The sequence below is a fragment of the Enterobacter sp. BNK-18 genome, from assembly GCF_047456135.1.
GTDB lineage: Bacteria > Pseudomonadota > Gammaproteobacteria > Enterobacterales > Enterobacteriaceae > Enterobacter > Enterobacter ludwigii.
This window is the reverse complement of the sequence record NZ_CP179899.1, coordinates 916,403-937,417: the sequence shown is the minus strand read 5'-3', so window position 1 is coordinate 937,417 and position 21,015 is coordinate 916,403. Positions and strand designations below refer to the sequence as shown.

Here is a 21,015-nt window from a genome sequence, read left to right as displayed (position 1 = left end):
AGATAAAACTCAGGCGGTCGAATGACCGCCTGGAGATGTTCACTTACGCCTGGTGACCGTTGATGTAATCAATGGCAGCCTGAACGGTGGTGATCTTCTCAGCTTCTTCGTCCGGAATCTCAGTATCAAACTCTTCTTCCAGAGCCATTACCAGCTCAACGGTGTCAAGAGAATCTGCGCCCAGGTCTTCAACGAAGGAAGCGGAGTTCACAACTTCTTCCTGCTTAACGCCCAGCTGTTCGCCGATAATTTTCTTAACGCGTTCTTCGATAGTGCTCATACTCTTAAATTTCCTATCAAAACTCGCTTTCGCGATGGTTTTCGTAGTGTATAAAATGTTGAAAAATTTGCAACTAAATCCCGGCAGTTCTTACCACGATTTTACGTTATTTTGAGGCCATTCGCCCTAATAACGCAAATATTTTTCATCGTGATTAAACCATGTACATCCCGCCGTTGACGTGGAGGGTCTCACCAGTGATGTAACCCGCTTCGTCAGAGGCTAAAAATGCAACCGCGCTGGCAATTTCTTTAGGGTCGCCTAAGCGGCCCGCTGGAACAGCTGCCAGCGTACCCGCACGCTGCTCATCAGTTAGCGCACGCGTCATGTCCGTTTCAATAAAGCCCGGAGCAACAACGTTTACAGTAATACCGCGGGACGCAACTTCACGTGCCAGCGACTTACTGAAACCGATCAGACCTGCTTTCGCCGCAGCGTAGTTAGCCTGACCAGCATTTCCCATGGTACCAACCACAGAACCGACAGTGATAATACGACCATGACGCTTTTTCATCATAGCGCGCATTACCGCTTTTGACAGACGGAATACAGATGACAGGTTGGTTTCGATGATATCGTTCCACTCGTCGTCTTTCATTCGCATTAACAGGTTATCACGAGTGATCCCGGCATTATTTACCAGAATATCCACTTCGCCAAATTCTGCGCGAATATTTTCCAGAACAGATTCGATAGATGCAGGTTCGGTCACATTCAGAACCAAACCTTTACCGTTCGCACCCAGATACTCGCTGATGGCCTTAGCGCCATTCTCGCTGGTTGCTGTACCAATCACTTTCGCGCCGCGCGCAACCAGTGTTTCAGCAATTGCACGCCCGATACCGCGGCTTGCGCCAGTGACCAGGGCAATTTTTCCTTCAAAACTCATGGTATTCCTCTTTTATTGCGAGAGTGCCGCTGACATCGCGTCCGGCTCGTTAATTGCCGAAGCAGTCAGGGTGTCAACAATACGTTTTGTCAGACCGGTGAGGACTTTACCTGGGCCGACTTCATACAGATGCTCAATGCCCTGAGAGGCCATAAACTCAACGGTTTTGGTCCACTGTACCGGGCTGTAGAGCTGGCGAACCAGCGCATCACGGATAGCGTCCGGCGAGGTTTCGCATTTCACATCGACGTTGTTCACAACGGAAATTGTCGGTGTGTTAAAAGTAATTTTTTCAAGCTCAACGGCCAGTTTATCGGCAGCAGGTTTCATCAGTGCGCAGTGGGACGGTACGCTGACGGGCAGCGGCAGAGCGCGTTTCGCCCCTGCAGCTTTACAGGCTGCACCAGCACGTTCAACCGCGTCTTTATGACCGGCGATAACCACCTGGCCTGGCGAGTTGAAGTTAACGGGAGACACCACCTGACCTTCAGCGGATTCTTCACACGCTTTTGCAATCGCAGCATCATCAAGGCCGATGATAGCAGACATGCCACCGGTGCCTTCAGGTACTGCTTCCTGCATGAACTTACCGCGCAGTTCAACCAGACGCACCGCGTCAGCAAACGCGATAACACCGGCACACACCAGCGCAGAGTATTCACCCAGGCTATGGCCCGCGAGCAGCGCTGGCGCTTTACCGCCCTGCTGCTGCCAGACACGCCACAGCGCAACGGACGCCGTCAACAGCGCTGGCTGAGTCTGCCAGGTTTTGTTCAGCTCTTCGGCCGGTCCCTGTTGGGTCAGCGCCCACAAATCATAACCCAGCGCAGCGGAAGCTTCACGGAAAGTCTCTTCGATAACCGGATACTTTGCTGCCATTTCAGACAACATCCCAACGGCCTGAGAACCCTGGCCCGGGAACACAAAAGCAAATTGCGTCATTATTTAATCCTTATACTAGAAACGAACCAGCGCGGAACCCCAGGTGAACCCGCCACCAAAGGCTTCAAGCAAGACCAACTGGCCCCGTTTGATTCGTCCGTCACGTACCGCTTCATCAAATGCGCACGGTACTGACGCCGCAGAGGTATTGCCGTGACGATCCAGCGTCACCACAACGTTATCCATCGACATGCCCAGCTTTTTAGCGGTCGCGCTGATGATGCGCAGGTTCGCCTGATGCGGCACCAGCCAGTCGAGAGCGGAGCGGTCAAGGTTATTCGCTTCCAGCGTTTCATCGACAATGTGCGCAAGCTCAGTCACCGCCACCTTGAACACCTCATTACCCGCCATCGTCAGGTAAATAGCGTTATCCGGATTAACGCGATCGGCGTTAGGCAGGGTCAGTAATTCGCCGTAGCTGCCATCGGCATGCAGATGCGTAGAGATGATGCCCGGCTCTTCGGACTGACCGAGCAGTACCGCGCCCGCACCATCACCAAAAATAATGATCGTCCCACGATCGGTTGGATCGCAGGTACGTGCCAGCACGTCAGCACCGATGACCAGCGCATATTTCACGGCACCGGATTTAACATACTGATCGGCAACGCTCAGCGCATAGGTGAACCCTGCGCACGCTGCGGCAACGTCAAATGCCGGGCAGCCTTTAATGCCGAGCATGTTTTGCACCTGGCACGCTGCGCTTGGGAAGGCATGCGTGGCAGAGGTCGTGGCAACCACGATCAAGCCAATCTGATCTTTATCAATGCCCGCCATTTCGATAGCACGCTGCGCGGCTTCGTAACCCATGGTCGAAACGGTTTCGTCTGGCGCGGCAATACGACGTTCACGGATACCTGTGCGCGTGACAATCCACTCGTCAGACGTATCTACCATTTTTTCAAGATCGGCGTTGGTACGCACGTGTTTTGGCAGGTAGCTGCCGGTACCTAAAATCTTCGTATACATGTACGCTCAGTCACTTTTAGCTAATACAGATTCCAGGCGAGCGGCAATCCGCTGAGGGACTTGTCGCTGCACCGCCTGCACTGCCTGTTCAATGGCGACAGTAAATGCTCGCTGATTGGCGGCACCATGACTCTTAATCACGATGCCGCGCAATCCTAACAGACAGGCGCCATTATACTGGTCGGGGTTGAGGTGACTGAATCGCCGCGTCAGGCTTTTTTGTAACCAACGCTTTAATAAAATCAACCACCAGGCGCTTTTTTTGCCTTCTCCCTGCGATTTAAGCAGTGAGAGAAACATTCGCACGACCCCTTCCATGGTCTTCAACGTTACGTTTCCGGTGAAGCCATCACACACCAGAACATCCGTTTTCCCCGTCAGCAACTCATTGGCTTCGAGATAACCAATATAGTTGATGGAGGGAACCTGTTTGAGCAATTCGGCAGCTTCGCGAATGCTGTCCAGGCCTTTGGTCTCTTCTTCACCGATGTTCAATAACGCAACACGGGGATTGTTTATCCCGACCACTTCTTCTGCCAGCACCGACCCCATCACGGCAAACTGAGCCAGCATTGTACTATCACAATCGACGTTAGCACCCAAATCGAGCACCACGGTCTTGCCCTTCTGCTGATGCGGTAATACCGTCACCAGCGCCGGACGCTCAATACCTTCAATAGGTTTGAGCAACAATTTCGACAGCCCCATCAGCGCGCCGGTATTTCCCGCACTGACGCAAGCCTCCGCGCGTCCTTCCTTCACCAGCTCCAGCGCCATTCGCATAGAACTGCCCCGGCTATTGCGAATCGCCTGCGATGGACGTGCATCACTGGCAATAACTGACTGCGCAGGAATAATCTGCAGACGCGAACGTTGTTCGAAGTCAGCTTTTGCAAGTAATGGCGCGATTGTGTCGGGATTGCCGACTAAAAGAAGTGTGAGTTGCGAATTAGAATTCAGTGCCTGCAAAGCTGCAGGCACTGTCACGGAAGGGCCAAAATCCCCTCCCATGACATCTAACGCCAGGGTTAGACGTGTCAAGGTATCGTCACAGCCTGGTTCGGTAAATTCCCCGTTTGCACGGGGAAATCCTCACTAAGCCTAATCACGCTGACGCGTGATTACTTAGTGATAACCTTGCGGCCGCGGTAGAAACCGTCAGCGGTGATGTGGTGACGCAGGTGTTTCTCACCAGAAGTCTTGTCTACAGACAGGCTGGTAACTGCAGTCAGCGCGTCATGGGAACGACGCATGCCACGTTTGGAACGGGTTGGTTTATTCTGTTGTACGGCCATGGACCTTACTCCTCAATTACTTACGCTTTAAGCTGGCTAATACGGCAAATGGGTTTGGTTTTTGCGCTTCATCAGGCAGTTCCCCAAAGACCATGTCCGCCTCGGACACTTCACAGTGTTCAGATTCATGCACCGGAACGACTGGCAAGGAGAGGATGATTTCATCTTCAACCAGAGCCAGAAGATCGATTTCACCGAATTCATTAACTTCAATCGGTTCATACGCTTCCGGGAGTGCTTCAGCCTGTTCGTCAGAACGGACCGGACTGAAACAATACGTTGTGTGAACATGCTGTACAAACGGTTTCCCGCAACGCTGACATTCGAGGGTTACCGTCACCTTTGCATCACCGGTTAAAACGGCGAGACGCTGGTTATCGATAGCGAACGACATGGAGCATTCTACATCACTGTCCACACTGACTACGGATTCGGCGACACGCTCAGCCTGATCGGAAGTATAAATACCTTCGTAATCGAGGCGTTTTTGAGCCGTGCGAACCGGATCAAGAGTCAGGGGTAATTTTACCTTTTGCATAGGGCGCGCATATTAACTTTGTAACGTCATATAGTCAAAGAAAAAGGCAACCACAGCTGCCTTTTGCCAATTATTCGCACACATTGCGGCCTGTAGTTTAAAATGGCTGGCATCGATACGCTATATCTGGTGATAAAAATATGCCAAATCTCGTTCTTGCCTCCACCTCACCCTACCGCCGAATGTTGCTGGAAAAGCTCGGGATCCCGTTTGAATGCGCGGCGCCGGAAGTTGACGAGACGCCGCAGGCGGGCGAATCACCACGTCACCTGGTCACCCGTCTTGCGAAGGAGAAAGCGCAATCACTTGCCGCACGCTACCCTTCGCATTTGATTATAGGCTCCGATCAGGTTTGTGTGCTGGACGGTGCTATCACCGGAAAGCCGCACACTGAAGCGAATGCCTGCCAGCAGCTTATGCAAGCGCGGGGCAATATCGTCACCTTTTATACGGGTCTGGCACTCTACAACTCCGCCTCGGGTCACCTGCAAACCGAATGCGAACCTTTCGACGTCCATTTTCGCCATCTTAGCGAGCAGGAAATCGCCGACTATGTGCGCCGGGAGCGACCGCTCAATTGCGCCGGAAGCTTCAAAAGTGAAGGTCTGGGGATTGCCCTGTTCGACAAGCTGGACGGACGTGACCCGAACACGCTGGTCGGGTTGCCACTGATAGCATTGTGCCAGATGCTCAGACGCGAGGAGTGTAATCCGCTGAAGATGTGAGTATTACGGGTGATGCATCACTTACCGGCCTGAGAGACCTCAGGCCGGTAAGTGCCAGCCAAATCAGCCGCGCAGCACCTTCAGGCAGCGTTTTAACTGCTCATCAAGGGGGGCTTCAATGCGAATTGTTTCGCCGGTATTCGGGTGAGTGAACGTCAGTGCCGCCGCATGCAGGAACAGGCGTGACAACCCGGTGCCCGCCAGCTGCTTATCAAACTCCCTGTCACCATAGCGGTCATCAAATGCGATCGGATGACCGGCATACTGCGTATGTACGCGGATCTGGTGGGTACGGCCGGTTACCGGGCTGCAGCGCACCAGCGTGGCGAACGCATAGCGCTCTTCCACTTTGAAACGCGTCTCAGACGGCTTCCCTTCCTGATTCACACGTACAATGCGCTCACCGCTTTGCAAAATATTCTTCAGCAAAGGTGCCTGCACCGCCTTAACGTGGGACTGCCAGTGGCCGCGAACCAGCGCCAGATAATCCTTCTGCATCCCTTTTTCACGCAATTGCTCATGCAGGGAACGCAACGCAGAACGTTTTTTTGCGACCAGCAGCACGCCGGAGGTATCGCGATCGAGACGGTGAACCAGTTCAAGGAAACGGGCTTCAGGGCGCAGCGCACGCAGGCCTTCAATCACGCCAAAGCTGAGACCACTCCCGCCATGGACGGCGGTACCTGACGGTTTATTCAGCACCAGGATATGATCATCCTCATAAAGGATAACGTCACTCAGGGCGGCCACTTTCTGCAACCTGGGTGAAACGACCTCTTCTTCGCGTTCCGCAACACGGACCGGCGGGATACGCACTTCATCACCGGCTTCGAGTTTGTACTCAGGCTTCACGCGTTTTTTGTTAACCCGCACTTCACCCTTGCGCAGGATGCGGTAAATCATGCTCTTTGGCACGCCTTTGAGTTGGGTGCGCAAAAAGTTATCGATACGTTGCCCCGCGTCATCTTCCGCGATGGCAACCATTTTTACGGCTGGAGTCTCTGTTTTCATGGTTGGCGATTCTAAATATCGTCAGCCATTAGCGCCACTCATTTTTCTATGCTTATATTTACTTTTATCCGGCCTGTCCCCTGTTTCACGCAATCGATTTGGTGGTTATTAAACCAATCACCGCCTTGAAGTGAAGAAACTGTGAGTAACCGGGTGATAATTGGTAAAAGTCATCTTGCTATAACCCGGCGAGCAGTGGAATAATGAACTCGTTTTCCGTGTTAAATCCTGGTTAAGTAAGGATCTCGACGGAATGACCAATTTTGTCTGACCGATCATCCACGCAGCAATGGCGTAAGACGTATTGATCTTTCAGGCAGTTAGCGGGCTGCGGGTTGCAGTACTTCCCGGTATAAGGATTGTTCTCTGGAGAGTTCTACCCAGGCAATTCCCCTGATAATTGCGCTGTGTTTCCGTATGAAATACAGGCAACCGACACTCTGCGCCTCTTAAGCGAGCGACAACCGTGAGGTTGGCGACGTGAATAGACACGAGGCCATCGGTTCATACCCCGGAAAGCGTCACCTTGCCCGCAGCTTTGTCGTCAATGTAAGAATAACGAGTAAGTTACGATGAAAAGAATGTTAATCAACGCAACTCAGCAAGAAGAGTTGCGTGTCGCCCTTGTGGATGGGCAGCGCCTGTACGATCTGGATATCGAAAGTCCTGGACACGAACAGAAAAAAGCGAACATTTACAAAGGTAAAATCACCCGCATTGAACCAAGCCTTGAAGCTGCATTTGTCGATTACGGTGCTGAGCGTCACGGTTTCCTCCCTCTGAAAGAAATCGCCCGCGAATATTTCCCTGCAAACTATAACTCCCATGGCCGCCCAAACATCAAAGATGTGCTGCGTGAAGGTCAGGAAGTCATTGTTCAGATTGATAAAGAAGAGCGTGGCAACAAAGGTGCCGCACTGACCACCTTTATCAGTCTTGCGGGAAGTTACCTGGTCCTGATGCCAAACAACCCGCGTGCCGGTGGTATCTCTCGCCGCATCGAAGGTGATGACCGTACCGAGCTGAAAGAAGCGCTGGCAAGTCTTGAGCTGCCTGACGGCATGGGGCTTATCGTGCGTACCGCAGGCGTCGGCAAATCTGCCGAAGCGCTGCAGTGGGACTTAAGCTTCCGTCTGAAGCACTGGGAAGCAATCCAGAAAGCGGCAGAAAGCCGCGCAGCGCCGTTCCTGATTCACCAGGAAAGCAACGTGATTGTGCGTGCCTTCCGTGACTACCTGCGACAGGACATCGGTGAGATTCTGATCGATAACCCGAAAGTGCTTGAGCTGGCGCGCCAGCACATCGCTGCGCTGGGTCGTCCGGATTTCACCAGCAAAATTAAACTGTACACCGGTGAAATCCCGCTGTTCAGCCATTATCAGATCGAATCGCAGATTGAATCCGCTTTCCAGCGTGAAGTGCGTCTGCCATCCGGTGGTTCTATCGTTATTGATACGACCGAAGCGCTGACCGCCATCGACATCAACTCCGCACGTGCTACGCGCGGCGGTGACATCGAAGAGACCGCCTTCAACACCAACCTTGAAGCCGCTGATGAAATCGCCCGCCAGCTCCGCCTGCGTGACCTGGGTGGTCTGATTGTTATCGACTTTATCGACATGACCCCTGTTCGCCACCAGCGTGCGGTTGAAAACCGTCTGCGCGAAGCGGTACGTCAGGATCGTGCTCGTATCCAGATTAGCCATATCTCGCGCTTCGGCTTGCTGGAGATGTCCCGTCAGCGTCTGAGCCCTTCACTCGGTGAATCCAGCCATCACGTCTGTCCGCGCTGCTCCGGTACCGGTACCGTTCGTGATAACGAATCTCTGTCCCTCTCTATTCTGCGTCTGATTGAAGAAGAAGCGCTGAAAGAGAACACCAAAGAGGTTCATGCCATTGTTCCCGTGCCAATTGCGTCCTACCTGCTGAACGAAAAACGTGCAGCCGTCAGCGCAATTGAATCACGCCAGGGCGATGTTCGCTGCATCATCGTGCCTAACGATCAGATGGAAACCCCGCACTACCACGTGCTGCGTGTCCGTAAGGGTGAAGAGACCAGCACGCTCAGCTATCTGCTGCCTAAGCTGCATGAAGAAGAGATGGCGCTGCCTTCCGATGAAGAACCTGCCGAGCGCAAACTGCCAGAGCAGCCAGCCTTAGCGACCTTCATCATGCCTGAAGCTCCGCCAGAAACGGCACTGGAAAAACCCGTGACCAAACCGGTGGCGCAAAAACCAGAAGCCGTTGCGGTCAAAGCCCAGCCAGAACAACCGGGTCTGCTGAGCCGCCTCTTCGGTGCGCTGAAGAAGATGTTTGCAGGCGAAGAAGTCCAGCAGCCTGAGCAACCGAAAGAAGCACCGAAAGAAGCGAAACCTGAACGTCAGCAGGACCGTCGTAAACGTCAGAACAACCGCCGTGACCGTAACGATCGTAATGACCGTAACGAACGCCGTGACAACCGTTCGGACAATAATGAGGGTCGTGAGCAACGCGAAGACAACCGTCGCAACCGTCGCGAGAAGCAACCGCAGAATGTTGAAGATCGTGAAATTCGCCAGCAGGCGGGCGATGAGTCTGAGAAGAGCAAACAGCGCGACGAGCAGCAGCCACGCCGTGAGCGTAGCCGTCGTCGTAACGACGAGAAGCGCCAGGCGCAGCAGGAAGTCAAAAACCTGAACCGTGAAGAGCCTGTTGAACAGCAGGATAGCGAGCAGGAAGAACGTACTCAGGTTATGCCGCGTCGTAAGCAGCGTCAGCTGTCACAGAAAGTGCGTGTAGGTGCCCTGCCGGTAGAAGAGACCGTCATCATCCCTGCAGAAGCAAGTGACACTGCACCAGGCACTCAACTGGCGAAAGTGGATCTGCCGGCCGTCGTCGAAAACAACGCTGAGCAAGACGATAACGGTGAAGGCCGTGATAACGCGGGTATGCCACGTCGTTCACGCCGCTCTCCGCGTCACCTGCGCGTCAGCGGTCAACGTCGTCGTCGTTATCGCGATGAGCGTTACCCGACACAGTCGCCAATGCCATTAACCGTGGCGTGCGCGTCTCCTGAAATGGCATCCGGTAAAGTCTGGATCCGCTACCCGGTTGCTCGTCAGGAGCAGGTTGTGGAAGAACAGGCTGTCACCGAAGAGGTGATTGCCCCGGTAGCCGCAACTGAAGAAGCGGTAAATGAAGCCGCTATCGTGGTTGAGCCACAGGCCGTTGAGTCAGAAGCGCCTCATGCAGTAGACGTTGAAACCACGCACCCAGAAGTGATTGCCGCGCCGGTTGACGCCGCACCGCAGCTTATTGCTGAAGAAGACACCGTGGTCGCTGAAGACGTTGTTGCTGAGGTTCAGCCAGCAGCAGCGGTAGAAGAGACCCCGGACGTGGTTGTCGAAACCGTGACTGAAGACGTGGTTCAGGACGTTGAAATTGACGTCGAACCAGTGCGTGAAGCCGCGAAAGCAGAAGAGCCAGAAGTGAAAGCCGAGCCGGTAATCACAGCGCCGGCCCCTGCTCACGTTGCGACAGCCCCGATGACTCGTGCACCAGCGCCGGAATATGTGCCGGAAGCGCCGCGTCACAGTGACTGGGTCCGCCCTGCGTTCAACTTTGACGGTAAAGGCTCTGCCGGTGGCCACAGTGCAACGCATCAGGCGACGGCACCGGCTACCCGTCCGCAGTCTGTTGAGTAACGACACATAGCGTAAAAAGCCGACCTTCGGGTCGGCTTTTTTATTGCTCGCGTGCCGGCTTTCTCATACCCGCAATGTCCGGCATCACCCTCTTCATCATCTCCAGAAAACGGCGTAAACGCGCCGGATAATAACGCGACCACGGATAAACCAGATGAACCGGGAGCGCGGCGGGCTGCCACTGTGGAAGCAAATGCACTAAGCGCCCTTCCTGGATATCCTGCTTGACCGTCCAGCTTGAAACCATCGCCACCCCTAACCCTGTCAGGGCGGTATTGCGCGCAACATGCAGGCTATCCGTACTTAACCGTGGCGCAATGGAGATGCGTTTTACCTGCGCAAGATCATCCCACAACTCCACATGTCGCTGATAGAACGTGCTGATGGCAATCCAGGGAAGCGCCTGCAGATCCTCCGGTGTGTGAATCGGCGCAAACTGGTCCAGCAGCGCAGGCGAAGCCACCACACAGCGTGGCACTTCCGCCAGCAGCACGGAGACGGTTGCCGGATCCACCTCTGCGCCAACTCGAATAGCACAATCCAGATTGTCGCTCAGAAAATCCACCGACTTATCGTTGAGCATCCACTCCACCGACAGCTGAGGATAACGCTGCAAAAACTCCGTTAACGGTCTCAGAAGCTGATCCTGCCCAAAGGCGTGCGGTGCACGTACCCGTAACACCCCAACCGGCTCGTCCTCCGTCTGGCCGATTTCATCTTCCAGTGCCAGCCAGCTATCAATGACCCGCCGGGCATGTTGATAGCAGCGCTCGCCGTCATCGGTAAGTTTTGTTGCATGGGTGGTTCGCAATAAAAGCCGTACCCCCAGCAGCGTTTCCAGAGACTGAAGACGGCGGCTCACCGTGGCCTGGCTCGTCGCAAGCAGTCTTGCCGCCCCGGATAGCGATCCGCTTTCCACAATACGAACAAATGTGCGCATGAGTTCAACCCTGTCTATACGCTCAACTCGCTTCATCATTTTCCCTGCTATACGCCAAACGTATAAGCGTTTTACCACCAGGCCCTCTACCGTCGCAAGGCGTAGTGATAAAAAATAGCGGCACACTATGAGTGAGGAACGTCTTATGAACACAACAACTGCTCCCCATGCCGCCAGTCGCTGGGTGATTTTTATGCTGGCTCTGGGGGCTGGCTTTAGCGTCGCATCCATTTACTACGCGCAACCGCTGCTGCCGCTGATAGGCGCCGACCTTCATCTTAGTATTGAAGGGATGGGGCTGGTCCCGACGCTGACCCAGGCAGGCTACGCGCTCGGTATTCTGTTTCTGTTGCCGCTTGGCGATCGTCACGATCGCAGGACGTTAATCCTGATAAAAAGCGCCGCCCTGGCACTGTTTCTGCTGGGCTGCAGCCTGACCGGGCAGCAGCACTCACTGCTGCTGGCAAGCCTGCTGATTGGCATGGCCGCGACCATGGCACAGGATATCGTTCCCGCAGCGGCTATCCTCGCCCCCGAAGGGAAACAGGGAAAAACCGTGGGAACCGTGATGACAGGGTTGCTGATGGGCATCTTGCTGTCGCGAACCGTCAGCGGTGTGGTGGGTGAAGCTTTTGGCTGGCGCGTCATGTATCAGCTGGCCGCTGTAAGCATCGCATTTATTGGGGCGGTGATGTGGCGGGTACTCCCGCGTTTTGCCATTCACTCCACGCTGAGCTATCCCGCCCTGATGCGCTCAATGGAACATCTGTGGCGTCGTTATCCGGCTCTGCGTCGTGCAGCACTGGCACAGGGTTTTCTGTCGATTGCCTTTAGCGCCTTTTGGTCAACGCTGGCGGTCATGCTGCTGGAGCGCTATCATCTGGGGAGCGCCGTCGCGGGTGGTTTTGGTATTGCCGGGGCCGCGGGGGCCTTAGCCGCCCCGCTGGCGGGAGGTCTGGCGGACAAGCTGGGCGCCGGAAAAGTCACGCAGCTTGGCGCAGCACTGGTTACCGTCTCGTTTGCCCTGATGTTCCTGATGCCCGCGCTGGGTCTTCATGGACAACTGATTCTGATTGCAGTCTCAGCCATCGGGTTTGATCTGGGCCTGCAGTCCAGTCTGGTGGCGCACCAGAATCTGGTCTATAGCCTTGAGCCTCAGGCCAGGGGGCGTCTTAACGCCCTGCTCTTTACGGTGGTGTTTATCGGCATGGCGTTAGGTTCGGCTGCGGGGAGTAAAATCTACACGCTGGCTGGCTGGACGGGCGTGGTTGCCCTGGCAACGGTATGCGGTGTCATTGCGCTGGCAATACGTCTGATTGAAAGTGCACGCGTCGCCTCCGCACCGGCAGAGATCGCGTAAAAAAAATGCCCAATCCACACGGATTGGGCAGTAAAACATGCCCAGTTTCAAGACATGTTCCAAGAGGTCAAGATGTTATCTGTTCAGCTGGAACAGGGACATGCCCTGCATATCGCTAAAGGCTTTATAAGATGCCTGCAGAGCGGCCTGCTGCATGGTGTAAGAGGAGATCGCTGCGTTCCAGTCCACATCAACCAAGTCGCTCATCTGCTTAGTCTGGCCCAGTGCACGATCGTCACCAAGGTTATCCAGCTTTTCAAGCTCGTTCATCTTGGTACCTACATCAGCAGCGACAGTAAGAATGTTGTTCTGGGTGTTTGTGATGCCGGTTTGAGCATCAGAAATGATTTTCCCCTGTGCTTCAGCTGCAGCAGAGTCGGTATCGACGGGAACCTTAAGCGCGGTAATCGCCGTATCGAGGATCTTGAACATGTTCGTCTCGCCATATCCGCCACCAGGCAGTTCTTTGGCGTTACTGGTGATGCTTTCGAAGATCTGCTGACCCGTGTGGCTAATGACCATATTACGCGCGGTATCAACCTGCTGCGAAATAGCCTCAGTACCGCCTTTGTAATCACCGGTAACGGAATCAAACGGTGGCACTTCAGTCTTAAAGCCGGCAAAAATAAACCGACCATTACCATCCGCGGTGTTTGCAAGGTTCATCAATTGGTCGCGAATACCTTGCAAATCGCTCGCCAGCGACAGGCGATCGTCATCACTTAAGGTTGCGTTTCCGGCATAGACTAATTTCTCTTTAGCACTGGTGATAGCGGCAGTGACCTGGTTAAGCACATTATCTTCGAGAGAAACTTTTTGTGATGCGAACGATCTTGCCAACGCAAACTGGCTATTTTGTGACTGTGATTGCGACAGAACAATAGCCTGCGACGCCGCGATGGGATCGTCCGACGGGCGATTGACACGCTTGCCGGTGGACATTTGTTCACCATAACTCAACCACTTGCTCTGGGAATCGGTGATCCCGCGCATGTTTTGGTCGTACATCATCTGGGTGCTAATACGCATGTTTCACCTCAGCCTTAGCGAATATTAATGATTGCATCAAAGAGCGAGCTGGCAGTTTGTAGAACCTGCGCATTAGCGAGGTAATACTGCTGATAGCGCTGCAAATTGCCGTACTCTTCGTCAAGGTTTACCCCTGAGATCGACTGCTGCTGTTTGGTTAACTGCGTCGCTACATTCGCTTTCGTTTCGCTGCTGGTTTTCAGTGCCGCTGTTGAGCTACCAACGGTACTGACGAGGGAAGCATAAGCATCATTGAAAGACTTATTCCCGCCGACAAGCTTGCTATTTTGCAGATCCAGCAATTTTTGACCGTTGCGGTTGTCACTTTCGCCACCGGCGCTTGTCGATGCCATCGCCAGTTTGGACTCATCATTAAACTTGAGTTCCATGTTTACGATGACATCAGAAACGGGCTTCACAACAAAACTGTCTTTGTTATTCGCGGTACCGCTCACGTTGACATTCAGGCCGTCGAAAGACAGATTGCCGCTCGCATCCGGACTCATCGTGAAACTGGTCTTATCCGACGTACGCGTAATGGTCCAGTCGGTTCCGTTGAACTGCAGCTTATAATCGGTTGCCTGGACTTTAGTACTGTCAGCCACGGAGGCTGTCAGCGCGGCGGTACCTGAATTCTTGCTGTTGGACACAACCGCAGGCGAGCCAAAGTCAAAGAGCTTGCCGCCAGCATCGCCGTTAGCATCAAAACCCGCTTCATGCTGCTTGTTCATCGCGTCAGCAAAGGCCAGCGCCATCTGGTTAAGGCTATTACGCGCTTTATCCAGATCTTCAGAGCGGAAGGTGAGTAAACCGCCAAGGGTGCCGGTGGTAATCAGCTTCTCAGGAATTTCGATATTCCCGGAAACGTCATCGGTATAGGCCAGCGTTGTACGGGTTGGGTCTGCGCTGGAATTCACCGCAGCCAGCTGGTTCGCTTTGCTCCCCTGTACCAGGCTGTAACCGGTGCCAAATGAGACGTTATACGTGCCGCCATCCTGCACAGAAACTTCAACACCGACAATTTTATTCAGTTCGCTCACCAGCTGATCGCGTTGATCGAGCAGGTCATTTGGTGATGAGCCAGCACCCACGCCGGTCAGACGGGAAATCTGATCGTTCAGGTTCGCAATCTGTTTGGCGTAGTTATTAATTTGATCGACGCTGGCAGAAATCGCGGTATTCACCTGAGAATCCTGATCGCGAAGATACTGATCGTTGGTTTTAAACTGATTGACCAGGCCATCCGCTTTGCCCAGCACCGTCTGGCGCGCAGCCGGATCTTCCGCGTTGCTCACCAGCGTCTGCAGACTTTTGAAGAAGTCCTGCAGCGTGGTAGAGAGCGAGTTGGTGGTATCCGAGAGCACATCGTCGATTTTTGACATCTGCTGATAGCGCGTAGTCAGGCCGCTGCTCTGGGTCTGCGCGGCGCGCAGCTGGTTGGTAATGAATGCATCATACTCACGCTGGACACCGGAGACATAAACCCCGTTACCTACCCAGCCACCGCCGGTCAGCGTGCTGTTCGACGCGCCCAGCACTGTCGTCTGGCGGGTATAACCTGCCACGTTATAGCTTGAAATATTATTACTGACGGTATTGAGTGCCGACTGCGCAGCACTGAGGCCACTCATGGCACTGTTAATCAAACTGGACATGGGGGTTCCTTTTATACGTTCAGACACGAGTCCTGATGAAGGTTATCGGCAGCCTCCACCGGGACTTGAGAACTTTCAGAACAGATTTTCGATATCTGTGCTATAGGATTTACTGACCTTCTCGCCCATCGATTTCAGCTGCTGAATCATGCTGGTGAGCTTACGCGCATAGTTCGGATCGGTGGCGTAGCCCGCGTTCTGCAGTGCCTGAGCGCCCTGCTCCGCGGTTGCCGCCTGTGTAACGGCGGTGTAACGCGGATTTCGGCTCAACAGGCCCACATAGTCGGATAAGGCTTCCAGATAGGAGCTATAGACGCGGAATTTGGCTTTAACCTTCACCGCCGCACCGTTTTCATATTCAGTGGTGGTGATCTCGGTGGTCGGCCCCTTCCAGCTCGACGTGGCCTTCACGCCGAAGATGTTAAAGCTCGGATCGCCGTTTTCTTTACGGATCTGCCGCTGACCCCAGCCGGACTCCAGCGCCGCCTGCGCGAGGATCAGGTGGTGAGGCACGCCGCTCTGTTCACTGGCAAGACGTGCCGGCAGCGAGAGCTGCGCCAGGAAGTCTTTGCTGTCGCCAGAAAGTGGCTCATCGCTGGTACTCGTGGCCTTCGGTACGGCTTTGCGCACCATCTGCGTCAGGGCCTGATTCTGATAACTGGTCACCGTTTGCAGGTCGAACTTCATCGGCACCTGCTGTGGCTTATCATCCGGCTGGATGCCCTGCGCGGCTTCGGTCTGTTTGACAATCATATCAGCCAGACCGAGGCCTTTCCCGGCGGTCATCTGCTGCGCAATCTGCTGGTCATACATGCTGGTGTAAAGACGGGTTGAATCACTGCTGAACATCCCGTCTTTCGGCAGGGTTTCACGCATGCTTTTCAGCATCATCTGTACAAACATCCCTTCCACCTGGCGGGCGACCGGGCGGATATTCGCCGCCGGGTCCTTACCTGCTTTGGTTTTCAGTTCGTTGAGCGACTGGGCATCCCAGGCAGCACCGGTCAACAGCTTGCTATCGGTCAGCATCAGATGATTTCCAGTTTGGCGCGCAGACAGCCCGCGCTTTGCATGGATTGCAGAATCGACATCAGATCCATCGGCGTCGCCCCCAGGGCATTCAGGGCCCGAACCACGCTATTGAGGTTCGCGCTGGAGCGTACGCTCTGCAGCGACCCACCGCTCTGGCGCAAATCAATCTGCGTTTGTGGCGTCACCACGGTCTGGCCACCCCCGAACGGGGTATCAGGCTGGCTGACGTTGGCGGAACGGTTAACCGTCACGGAGAGGTTACCCTGCGCCACGGCACAGCTGTCGAGCGACACTTCGCGGTTCATTACGACCGAACCGGTGCGCGAGTTGATAATCACTTTGGCATCCTGAACCGGAACATTCACTTCCATATTCTGGATATCAGCCAGCATACGGACCTGGTTGCTGCTGCCGGTAGAAGTACGGATTTGCACGGTACGGGCATCCAGCGCCGTGGCGCTGCCATAGCCGCGGCTACGGTTGATGGTGTCGGCAATCTGCTGCGCCATCGTGAAGTCTTCATTATTCAGCTGCAGGTTAATGGTGTTGCCTGCGCCAAACTGGGTCGGCAGTTCACGCTCAATGATCGCACCATTGGTGATACGCCCGCCGTTCAGCTGGTTCACCTGCACACTGCTGCCGCCCGCAGACGCGCCGGCACCGCCGACAAGAATGTTCCCCTGCGCCAGCGCATAAACCTGGCTGTCGACCCCTTTCAGCGGAGTCATCAGCAGCGTGCCGCCACGCAGGCTTTTGGCGTTACCCATTGACGAGACCACGACATCAATTGTCTGCCCCTGGCGCGCGAACGCCGGGTAGGAGGCGGTGACCATGACCGCGGCCACGTTTTTCAGCTGCATGTTGGTTCCCGCCGGGACGGTAATACCGAGCTGGGAAAGCATGTTGTTCAAACTTTGAGTCGTGAATGGCGTCTGGGTGGTCTGGTCGCCCGTTCCGTCCAGACCCACCACCAGGCCATAGCCAATCAGCGAGTTTTCGCGTACGCCCTGTACGCTGGTGAGATCGCGAATACGGTCAGCCTGGGCAAACGTTGCCACCAGCGCCAGCGCCACGGCGAAGATCGATTTAAACATGGGTCACCTCGCTTACATCGGCGATAAGTTAAGGAAGAAACGCTGCAGCCAACCCATATTTTGCGCTTCATTGATGTAGCCGTTACCGACGTACTCGATGCGCGCATCCGCCACCTGGGTGGACGGAACGGTGTTGGTGCCGCTGATGGTGCGAGGATTAACCACGCCCGAGAAACGAATGAACTCAGTGCCCTGATTGATGGCGATCTGTTTTTCACCCACAACGTGTAAATTGCCGTTAACCAGCACCTGGTCAACCGTCACCGTCAGCGTGCCGCTAAAGGTATTGCTGGCATTCGCGCCACCTTTACCGTTAAAGGTATTGCCGCCAGAGGCCTCGACATCAGCACGCGCATTGCCGAACAGGCCCTGCAGATAGCGTGGAACGGTATCGAAACCGAAATTGGTTTTGCCATCGCGGCTGGCATTCGCCGACGAGCTCTTGCTCGCGCTGACGTTTTCCTGCAGCACAATGGTCAACGTATCGCCGACATTACGCGGGCGGCGATCTTCAAACAGCGGTTGATAGCCATAATTGATTGGCTGCGCGGTCTGGAAAATGGAGCCGTTCACCACTGGCGCCGGGCCAGGAACGGGTTGGGCGGTAGTCGCACCCTGCACTAAAGGTTTAGACGGGATCAAGGCACACCCGCTGAGGGTGACAGCCAGAACAGTCAGTATCGGATAACGAAACGCCGCGTTTTTTTGCATTGCCTTCATCTTCGAAAACAGGGAGCCGGCGCGGCGTTGACCGCACCGGGCTACACCTTAGAGTTGCGTCAGTTTCTGCAGCATCTGGTCGGTCGTCGACACTGCTTTACTGTTAATTTCATACGCGCGCTGGACCTGGATCATATTCACCAGCTCTTCCGCAACGTTCACGTTCGAGGTTTCCACATAACCCTGATACAACAGACCCGCACCGTTGAGGCCCGGGGTGCTTTCATTTGGCGTACCGGAGGATTGCGTTTCGGTGTAGAGGTTCTCACCAATGCTTTCCAGACCGGTGTCGTTCATGAAGGTGGTTAGGTTCAGCTGTCCAACCTGAACAGGTGCGGCCTGCCCCTGCTGCGTCACACTCACCACGCCGTCACGCCCGATAGTAATACTCAGGGCATTCGCCGGGATGGTAATCGCAGGCTGAACCTGGAAACCACCCGCCGTCACCAGCTGGCCATTCTGATCGACCTGGAACGATCCGTCGCGGGTATAGGCAGAAGTACCGTCAGGTAACTGCACCTGGAAGAACCCCTGGCCTTTGATTGCCACGTCTTTGCTGTTGTTGGTCTGAGACAGGTTGCCCTGGCTGTGCAGACGCTCGGTGGCTACCGGACGAACACCGGTACCAATCTGCAGGCCGGATGGCAGCGTCGTTTGTTCAGAAGACTGCGCTCCCGGCTGGCGGATGGTTTGATAAAGCAAATCTTCGAAAACGGCACGCTGACGCTTGAAACCATTGGTGCTGACGTTTGCCAGGTTGTTGGCAATCACATCCATATTGGTTTGCTGCGCGTCCAGGCCAGTTTTCGCGATCCATAAAGAACTGATCATAAGGAGTCCTGTTAACTCATAGCCAGAAGTTGGTTAGCCTTGCCCGCGTTTTCATCAACGCTGCTGATAATCTTCATCTGCATTTCAAAACGACGGGCACTGGCGATCATGTCGGTCATCGCTTCGACCGGCTTGACGTTACTGCCTTCCAGAACGCCGGACATCACGCGGATGCTCGGATCGGCCTGTAACGTGGCACCCCGAGTGGCCTGGGTCGCCTGGGTCAGACGGAACATTCCGTCATCGCCACGCTGCACCTCTTTGCCTTCCGCCTTCACCAGCTTCAGACGCCCGACGGGCGCAACGGTATTGGCCGGATCGCCCGGGTTCAATGCCGAAATGGTCCCGTCGGCCGCGATAGTCAGCTCAGACCCTTCCGGCACCGTCAGCGGACCCGCTTCACCCATTACCGGATGCCCCTGAATCGTCAGCTGGCCCGTGGCACTCACCTGGATGTTACCGTTACGGGTATATCCTTCACCGCCGTCAGCGGTCTGCACCGCCAGCCAGCCGTCCTGTTGCAGGGCAACATCCAGCGGGCGTGAGGTGTAATCCATCTGGCCTGGCGTCATATCCGCACCCGGCGTAGAGGCCGTAACCAGCGTACGCGTCGGCAGGGAGAGCCCTTCCACCGGGACCGCACGCAGCGCATTAAGCTGCGCACGAAAGCCCGGTGTAGAGGCGTTTGCCAGGTTGCTGGCAGTAACAGCCTGCTGATTGAGCGTCTGGCTTGCCGCGCCCATCGCGGTATATATTGCGTGATCCATTGCGCTTTCCTGTCAGCCGCTTAACGCAGGTTAACCAGCGTGTTGAGGATCTGATCCTGGGTTTTGATGGTCTGCGCGTTCGACTGATAGTTACGTTGCGCGACGATCATGTTCACCAGCTCTTTACTCAGATCCACGTTAGACGCTTCCAGCGCACCGTTGGTCAGCGTACCGAAGTTACCGGAGCCCGCGGTACCCAGTAGCGCCACGCCGGAAGACTGGGTGGCAGACCAGACGTTATCGCCTTCAGACTTCAGACCTTCGTTGTTGGCGAAGTTAGCCAGCACGATCTGGCCCAGAGCCTGGGTCTGTTCGTTGGAGTAGTTACCCACCACGGTGCCGTCGTCGTTGATCTGGTAGCTTACCAGGTCTCCCGGTTTGTAACCGTTCTGGTTGGTTGCCACGATGTTATTCGCGCCGGTGTTCTGCTGCATGGAATTGGCGAAGCTCATCGCAAACGTGGCTGGCGTTGCACCTGGAACGGTGCCGGTAGTGATATTGATGCTGCCGCCGCCGATCAGTACGCCGCTGGTGTTGAAGGTCAGCGTGGTCGCCAGGGATGGCGTGCTTCCTGCAACGCTGCCGTCCTGGGCATAGACTTTCCAGGAGTTTGCCGGAGTCGCGTCTTTAACGTAAAACAGGTTCATGTTGTGCGCATTACCCTGGCTGTCAAAGACCGTCACCGTCCCTTTTTTGTTGTAGCTGTCAGGGTTGGTCGGATCAAAGGCCGTGGTTGGCGCGGTGTCAGTAGAGTTCAGGTTGATCTGCTGGGACGCGGTGGAGGTGGATTTCGCCGCCATCAAGGTCGTTGGGATATTGATCGCCTGCGGGTTAGCGCCGGTCTGAACCGTTGGCGGGGTACCTGCAACAGGATAACCGGTTAATTGCAGACCCTGCATGTTCACCAGGTTACGGTTTTCGTCCAGTTTGAACTGACCGTTACGGCTGTAGAACACAGAGCCGTTGGAATCGACCATACGGAAGAAACCGTTCTGGCTGATGGCGACGTCCAGACCACGACCGGTGTTGGTCGTCGTACCGTCGGTAAAGTCCTGAGTGATGCCCGCAACTTTCACGCCCAGACCCACTTTGGAACCGGCAAACATATCTGCAAATGAGGCAGAACCGGATTTAAAACCATAGGTCGCGGAGTTGGCGATGTTGTTGCCAATGACATCCAGGTTGGTGGCCGCAGCATTCAGGCCGCTGACCGCTTGAGAAAAGGCCATGACTTACTCCTGATAAGTGTTAAGGC

20 protein-coding genes are annotated in these 21,015 nt (G+C 54.9%); 3 read left to right on the top strand and 17 right to left on the bottom strand.

All coding sequences use genetic code 11. The features are described 5' to 3' along the window. Nucleotides 1–43: 43 nt before the first annotated feature. The 7 genes from acpP to yceD form a co-directional block, all read right to left on the bottom strand. A complete protein-coding gene (gene acpP, locus ACMGG3_RS04460) occupies nt 44–280 on the bottom strand; it encodes an acyl carrier protein (RefSeq protein WP_003857954.1) in 237 nt (78 codons plus the stop codon). Nucleotides 281–434: 154 nt separating this feature from the next. Then, on the bottom strand, nt 435–1,169 hold the full coding sequence (gene fabG / locus ACMGG3_RS04455) for a 3-oxoacyl-ACP reductase FabG (RefSeq protein ID WP_014169575.1): 735 nt from the start codon (nt 1,167–1,169) through the stop codon (nt 435–437). A gap of 12 nt (nt 1,170–1,181) precedes the next feature. Further along, nucleotides 1,182–2,111 (bottom strand): ACP S-malonyltransferase, encoded by a 930-nt coding sequence (gene fabD / locus ACMGG3_RS04450; protein ID WP_049022666.1) that lies wholly within the window; start codon nt 2,109–2,111, stop codon nt 1,182–1,184. Between the two features lie 15 nt (nt 2,112–2,126). Beyond that, on the bottom strand, nt 2,127–3,080 hold the full coding sequence (locus tag ACMGG3_RS04445; RefSeq protein ID WP_014169572.1) for a beta-ketoacyl-ACP synthase III: 954 nt from the start codon (nt 3,078–3,080) through the stop codon (nt 2,127–2,129). Between the two features lie 6 nt (nt 3,081–3,086). Beyond that, nucleotides 3,087–4,121: a phosphate acyltransferase PlsX gene (plsX, locus tag ACMGG3_RS04440; protein ID WP_414149622.1), complete on the bottom strand. Its 1,035-nt coding sequence runs from the start codon at nt 4,119–4,121 to the stop codon at nt 3,087–3,089. An 80-nt stretch (nt 4,122–4,201) separates the two neighbouring features. Then, entirely contained in the window at nt 4,202–4,375 is a 174-nt protein-coding gene (gene rpmF, locus ACMGG3_RS04435; RefSeq protein ID WP_003857964.1) for a 50S ribosomal protein L32, read from the bottom strand. Nucleotides 4,376–4,391: 16 nt separating this feature from the next. Then, nucleotides 4,392–4,913 carry a 23S rRNA accumulation protein YceD gene (gene yceD / locus ACMGG3_RS04430; protein WP_014169570.1) on the bottom strand — a complete coding sequence of 174 codons (522 nt, stop codon included), beginning with the start codon at nt 4,911–4,913 and terminating at the stop codon, nt 4,392–4,394. Between the two features lie 140 nt (nt 4,914–5,053). On the opposite strand from yceD, the gene ACMGG3_RS04425 reads away from it, so the two are divergent. Further along, complete coding sequence (locus ACMGG3_RS04425) at nt 5,054–5,638, top strand: Maf family protein (protein ID WP_414149621.1); 585 nt, start codon at nt 5,054–5,056, stop codon at nt 5,636–5,638. Between the two features lie 63 nt (nt 5,639–5,701). Here ACMGG3_RS04425 and rluC read toward each other — a convergent pair whose 3' ends face one another. After that, complete coding sequence (gene rluC / locus ACMGG3_RS04420; protein WP_014169568.1) at nt 5,702–6,649, bottom strand: 23S rRNA pseudouridine(955/2504/2580) synthase RluC; 948 nt, start codon at nt 6,647–6,649, stop codon at nt 5,702–5,704. A gap of 572 nt (nt 6,650–7,221) precedes the next feature. Here rluC and rne point away from each other — a divergent pair. Continuing rightward, a complete protein-coding gene (gene rne / locus ACMGG3_RS04415; RefSeq protein ID WP_193161880.1) occupies nt 7,222–10,332 on the top strand; it encodes a ribonuclease E in 3,111 nt (1,036 codons plus the stop codon). Nucleotides 10,333–10,372: 40 nt separating this feature from the next. On the opposite strand, the gene ACMGG3_RS04410 is transcribed toward rne, so the two are convergent. After that, nucleotides 10,373–11,308: a LysR family transcriptional regulator gene (locus ACMGG3_RS04410; RefSeq protein WP_194928523.1), complete on the bottom strand. Its 936-nt coding sequence runs from the start codon at nt 11,306–11,308 to the stop codon at nt 10,373–10,375. A gap of 109 nt (nt 11,309–11,417) precedes the next feature. Here ACMGG3_RS04410 and ACMGG3_RS04405 point away from each other — a divergent pair, with 109 nt between their 5' ends. Then, nucleotides 11,418–12,632, top strand: coding sequence for an MFS transporter (locus ACMGG3_RS04405; protein ID WP_032681257.1), 1,215 nt, complete (start codon nt 11,418–11,420; stop codon nt 12,630–12,632). A gap of 75 nt (nt 12,633–12,707) precedes the next feature. Here ACMGG3_RS04405 and flgL read toward each other — a convergent pair whose 3' ends face one another. From flgL to flgE, 8 genes are all read right to left on the bottom strand, one after another. Next, the gene (gene flgL, locus ACMGG3_RS04400; RefSeq protein WP_014169564.1) at nt 12,708–13,661 is read right to left on the bottom strand and encodes a flagellar hook-associated protein FlgL; all 954 of its coding nucleotides are present in this window, start codon (nt 13,659–13,661) and stop codon (nt 12,708–12,710) included. A 14-nt stretch (nt 13,662–13,675) separates the two neighbouring features. Next, complete coding sequence (gene flgK / locus ACMGG3_RS04395; protein ID WP_020884676.1) at nt 13,676–15,316, bottom strand: flagellar hook-associated protein FlgK; 1,641 nt, start codon at nt 15,314–15,316, stop codon at nt 13,676–13,678. A gap of 75 nt (nt 15,317–15,391) precedes the next feature. Beyond that, complete coding sequence (gene flgJ / locus ACMGG3_RS04390; protein WP_414149620.1) at nt 15,392–16,345, bottom strand: flagellar assembly peptidoglycan hydrolase FlgJ; 954 nt, start codon at nt 16,343–16,345, stop codon at nt 15,392–15,394. Further along, entirely contained in the window at nt 16,345–17,442 is a 1,098-nt protein-coding gene (locus ACMGG3_RS04385) for a flagellar basal body P-ring protein FlgI (RefSeq protein WP_014169561.1), read from the bottom strand. The genes flgJ and ACMGG3_RS04385 overlap by 1 nt, the downstream gene beginning before the upstream one ends. A 12-nt stretch (nt 17,443–17,454) precedes the next feature. Beyond that, complete coding sequence (flgH, locus tag ACMGG3_RS04380) at nt 17,455–18,153, bottom strand: flagellar basal body L-ring protein FlgH (protein ID WP_023311139.1); 699 nt, start codon at nt 18,151–18,153, stop codon at nt 17,455–17,457. Between the two features lie 57 nt (nt 18,154–18,210). Beyond that, a complete protein-coding gene (gene flgG, locus ACMGG3_RS04375) occupies nt 18,211–18,993 on the bottom strand; it encodes a flagellar basal-body rod protein FlgG (protein ID WP_008500810.1) in 783 nt (260 codons plus the stop codon). A gap of 11 nt (nt 18,994–19,004) precedes the next feature. Beyond that, a complete protein-coding gene (locus ACMGG3_RS04370) occupies nt 19,005–19,760 on the bottom strand; it encodes a flagellar basal body rod protein FlgF (RefSeq protein WP_014169559.1) in 756 nt (251 codons plus the stop codon). A gap of 20 nt (nt 19,761–19,780) precedes the next feature. Continuing rightward, nucleotides 19,781–20,989, bottom strand: coding sequence for a flagellar hook protein FlgE (gene flgE, locus ACMGG3_RS04365; protein ID WP_414149619.1), 1,209 nt, complete (start codon nt 20,987–20,989; stop codon nt 19,781–19,783). Between the last annotated feature and the right edge of the window lie 26 nt (nt 20,990–21,015).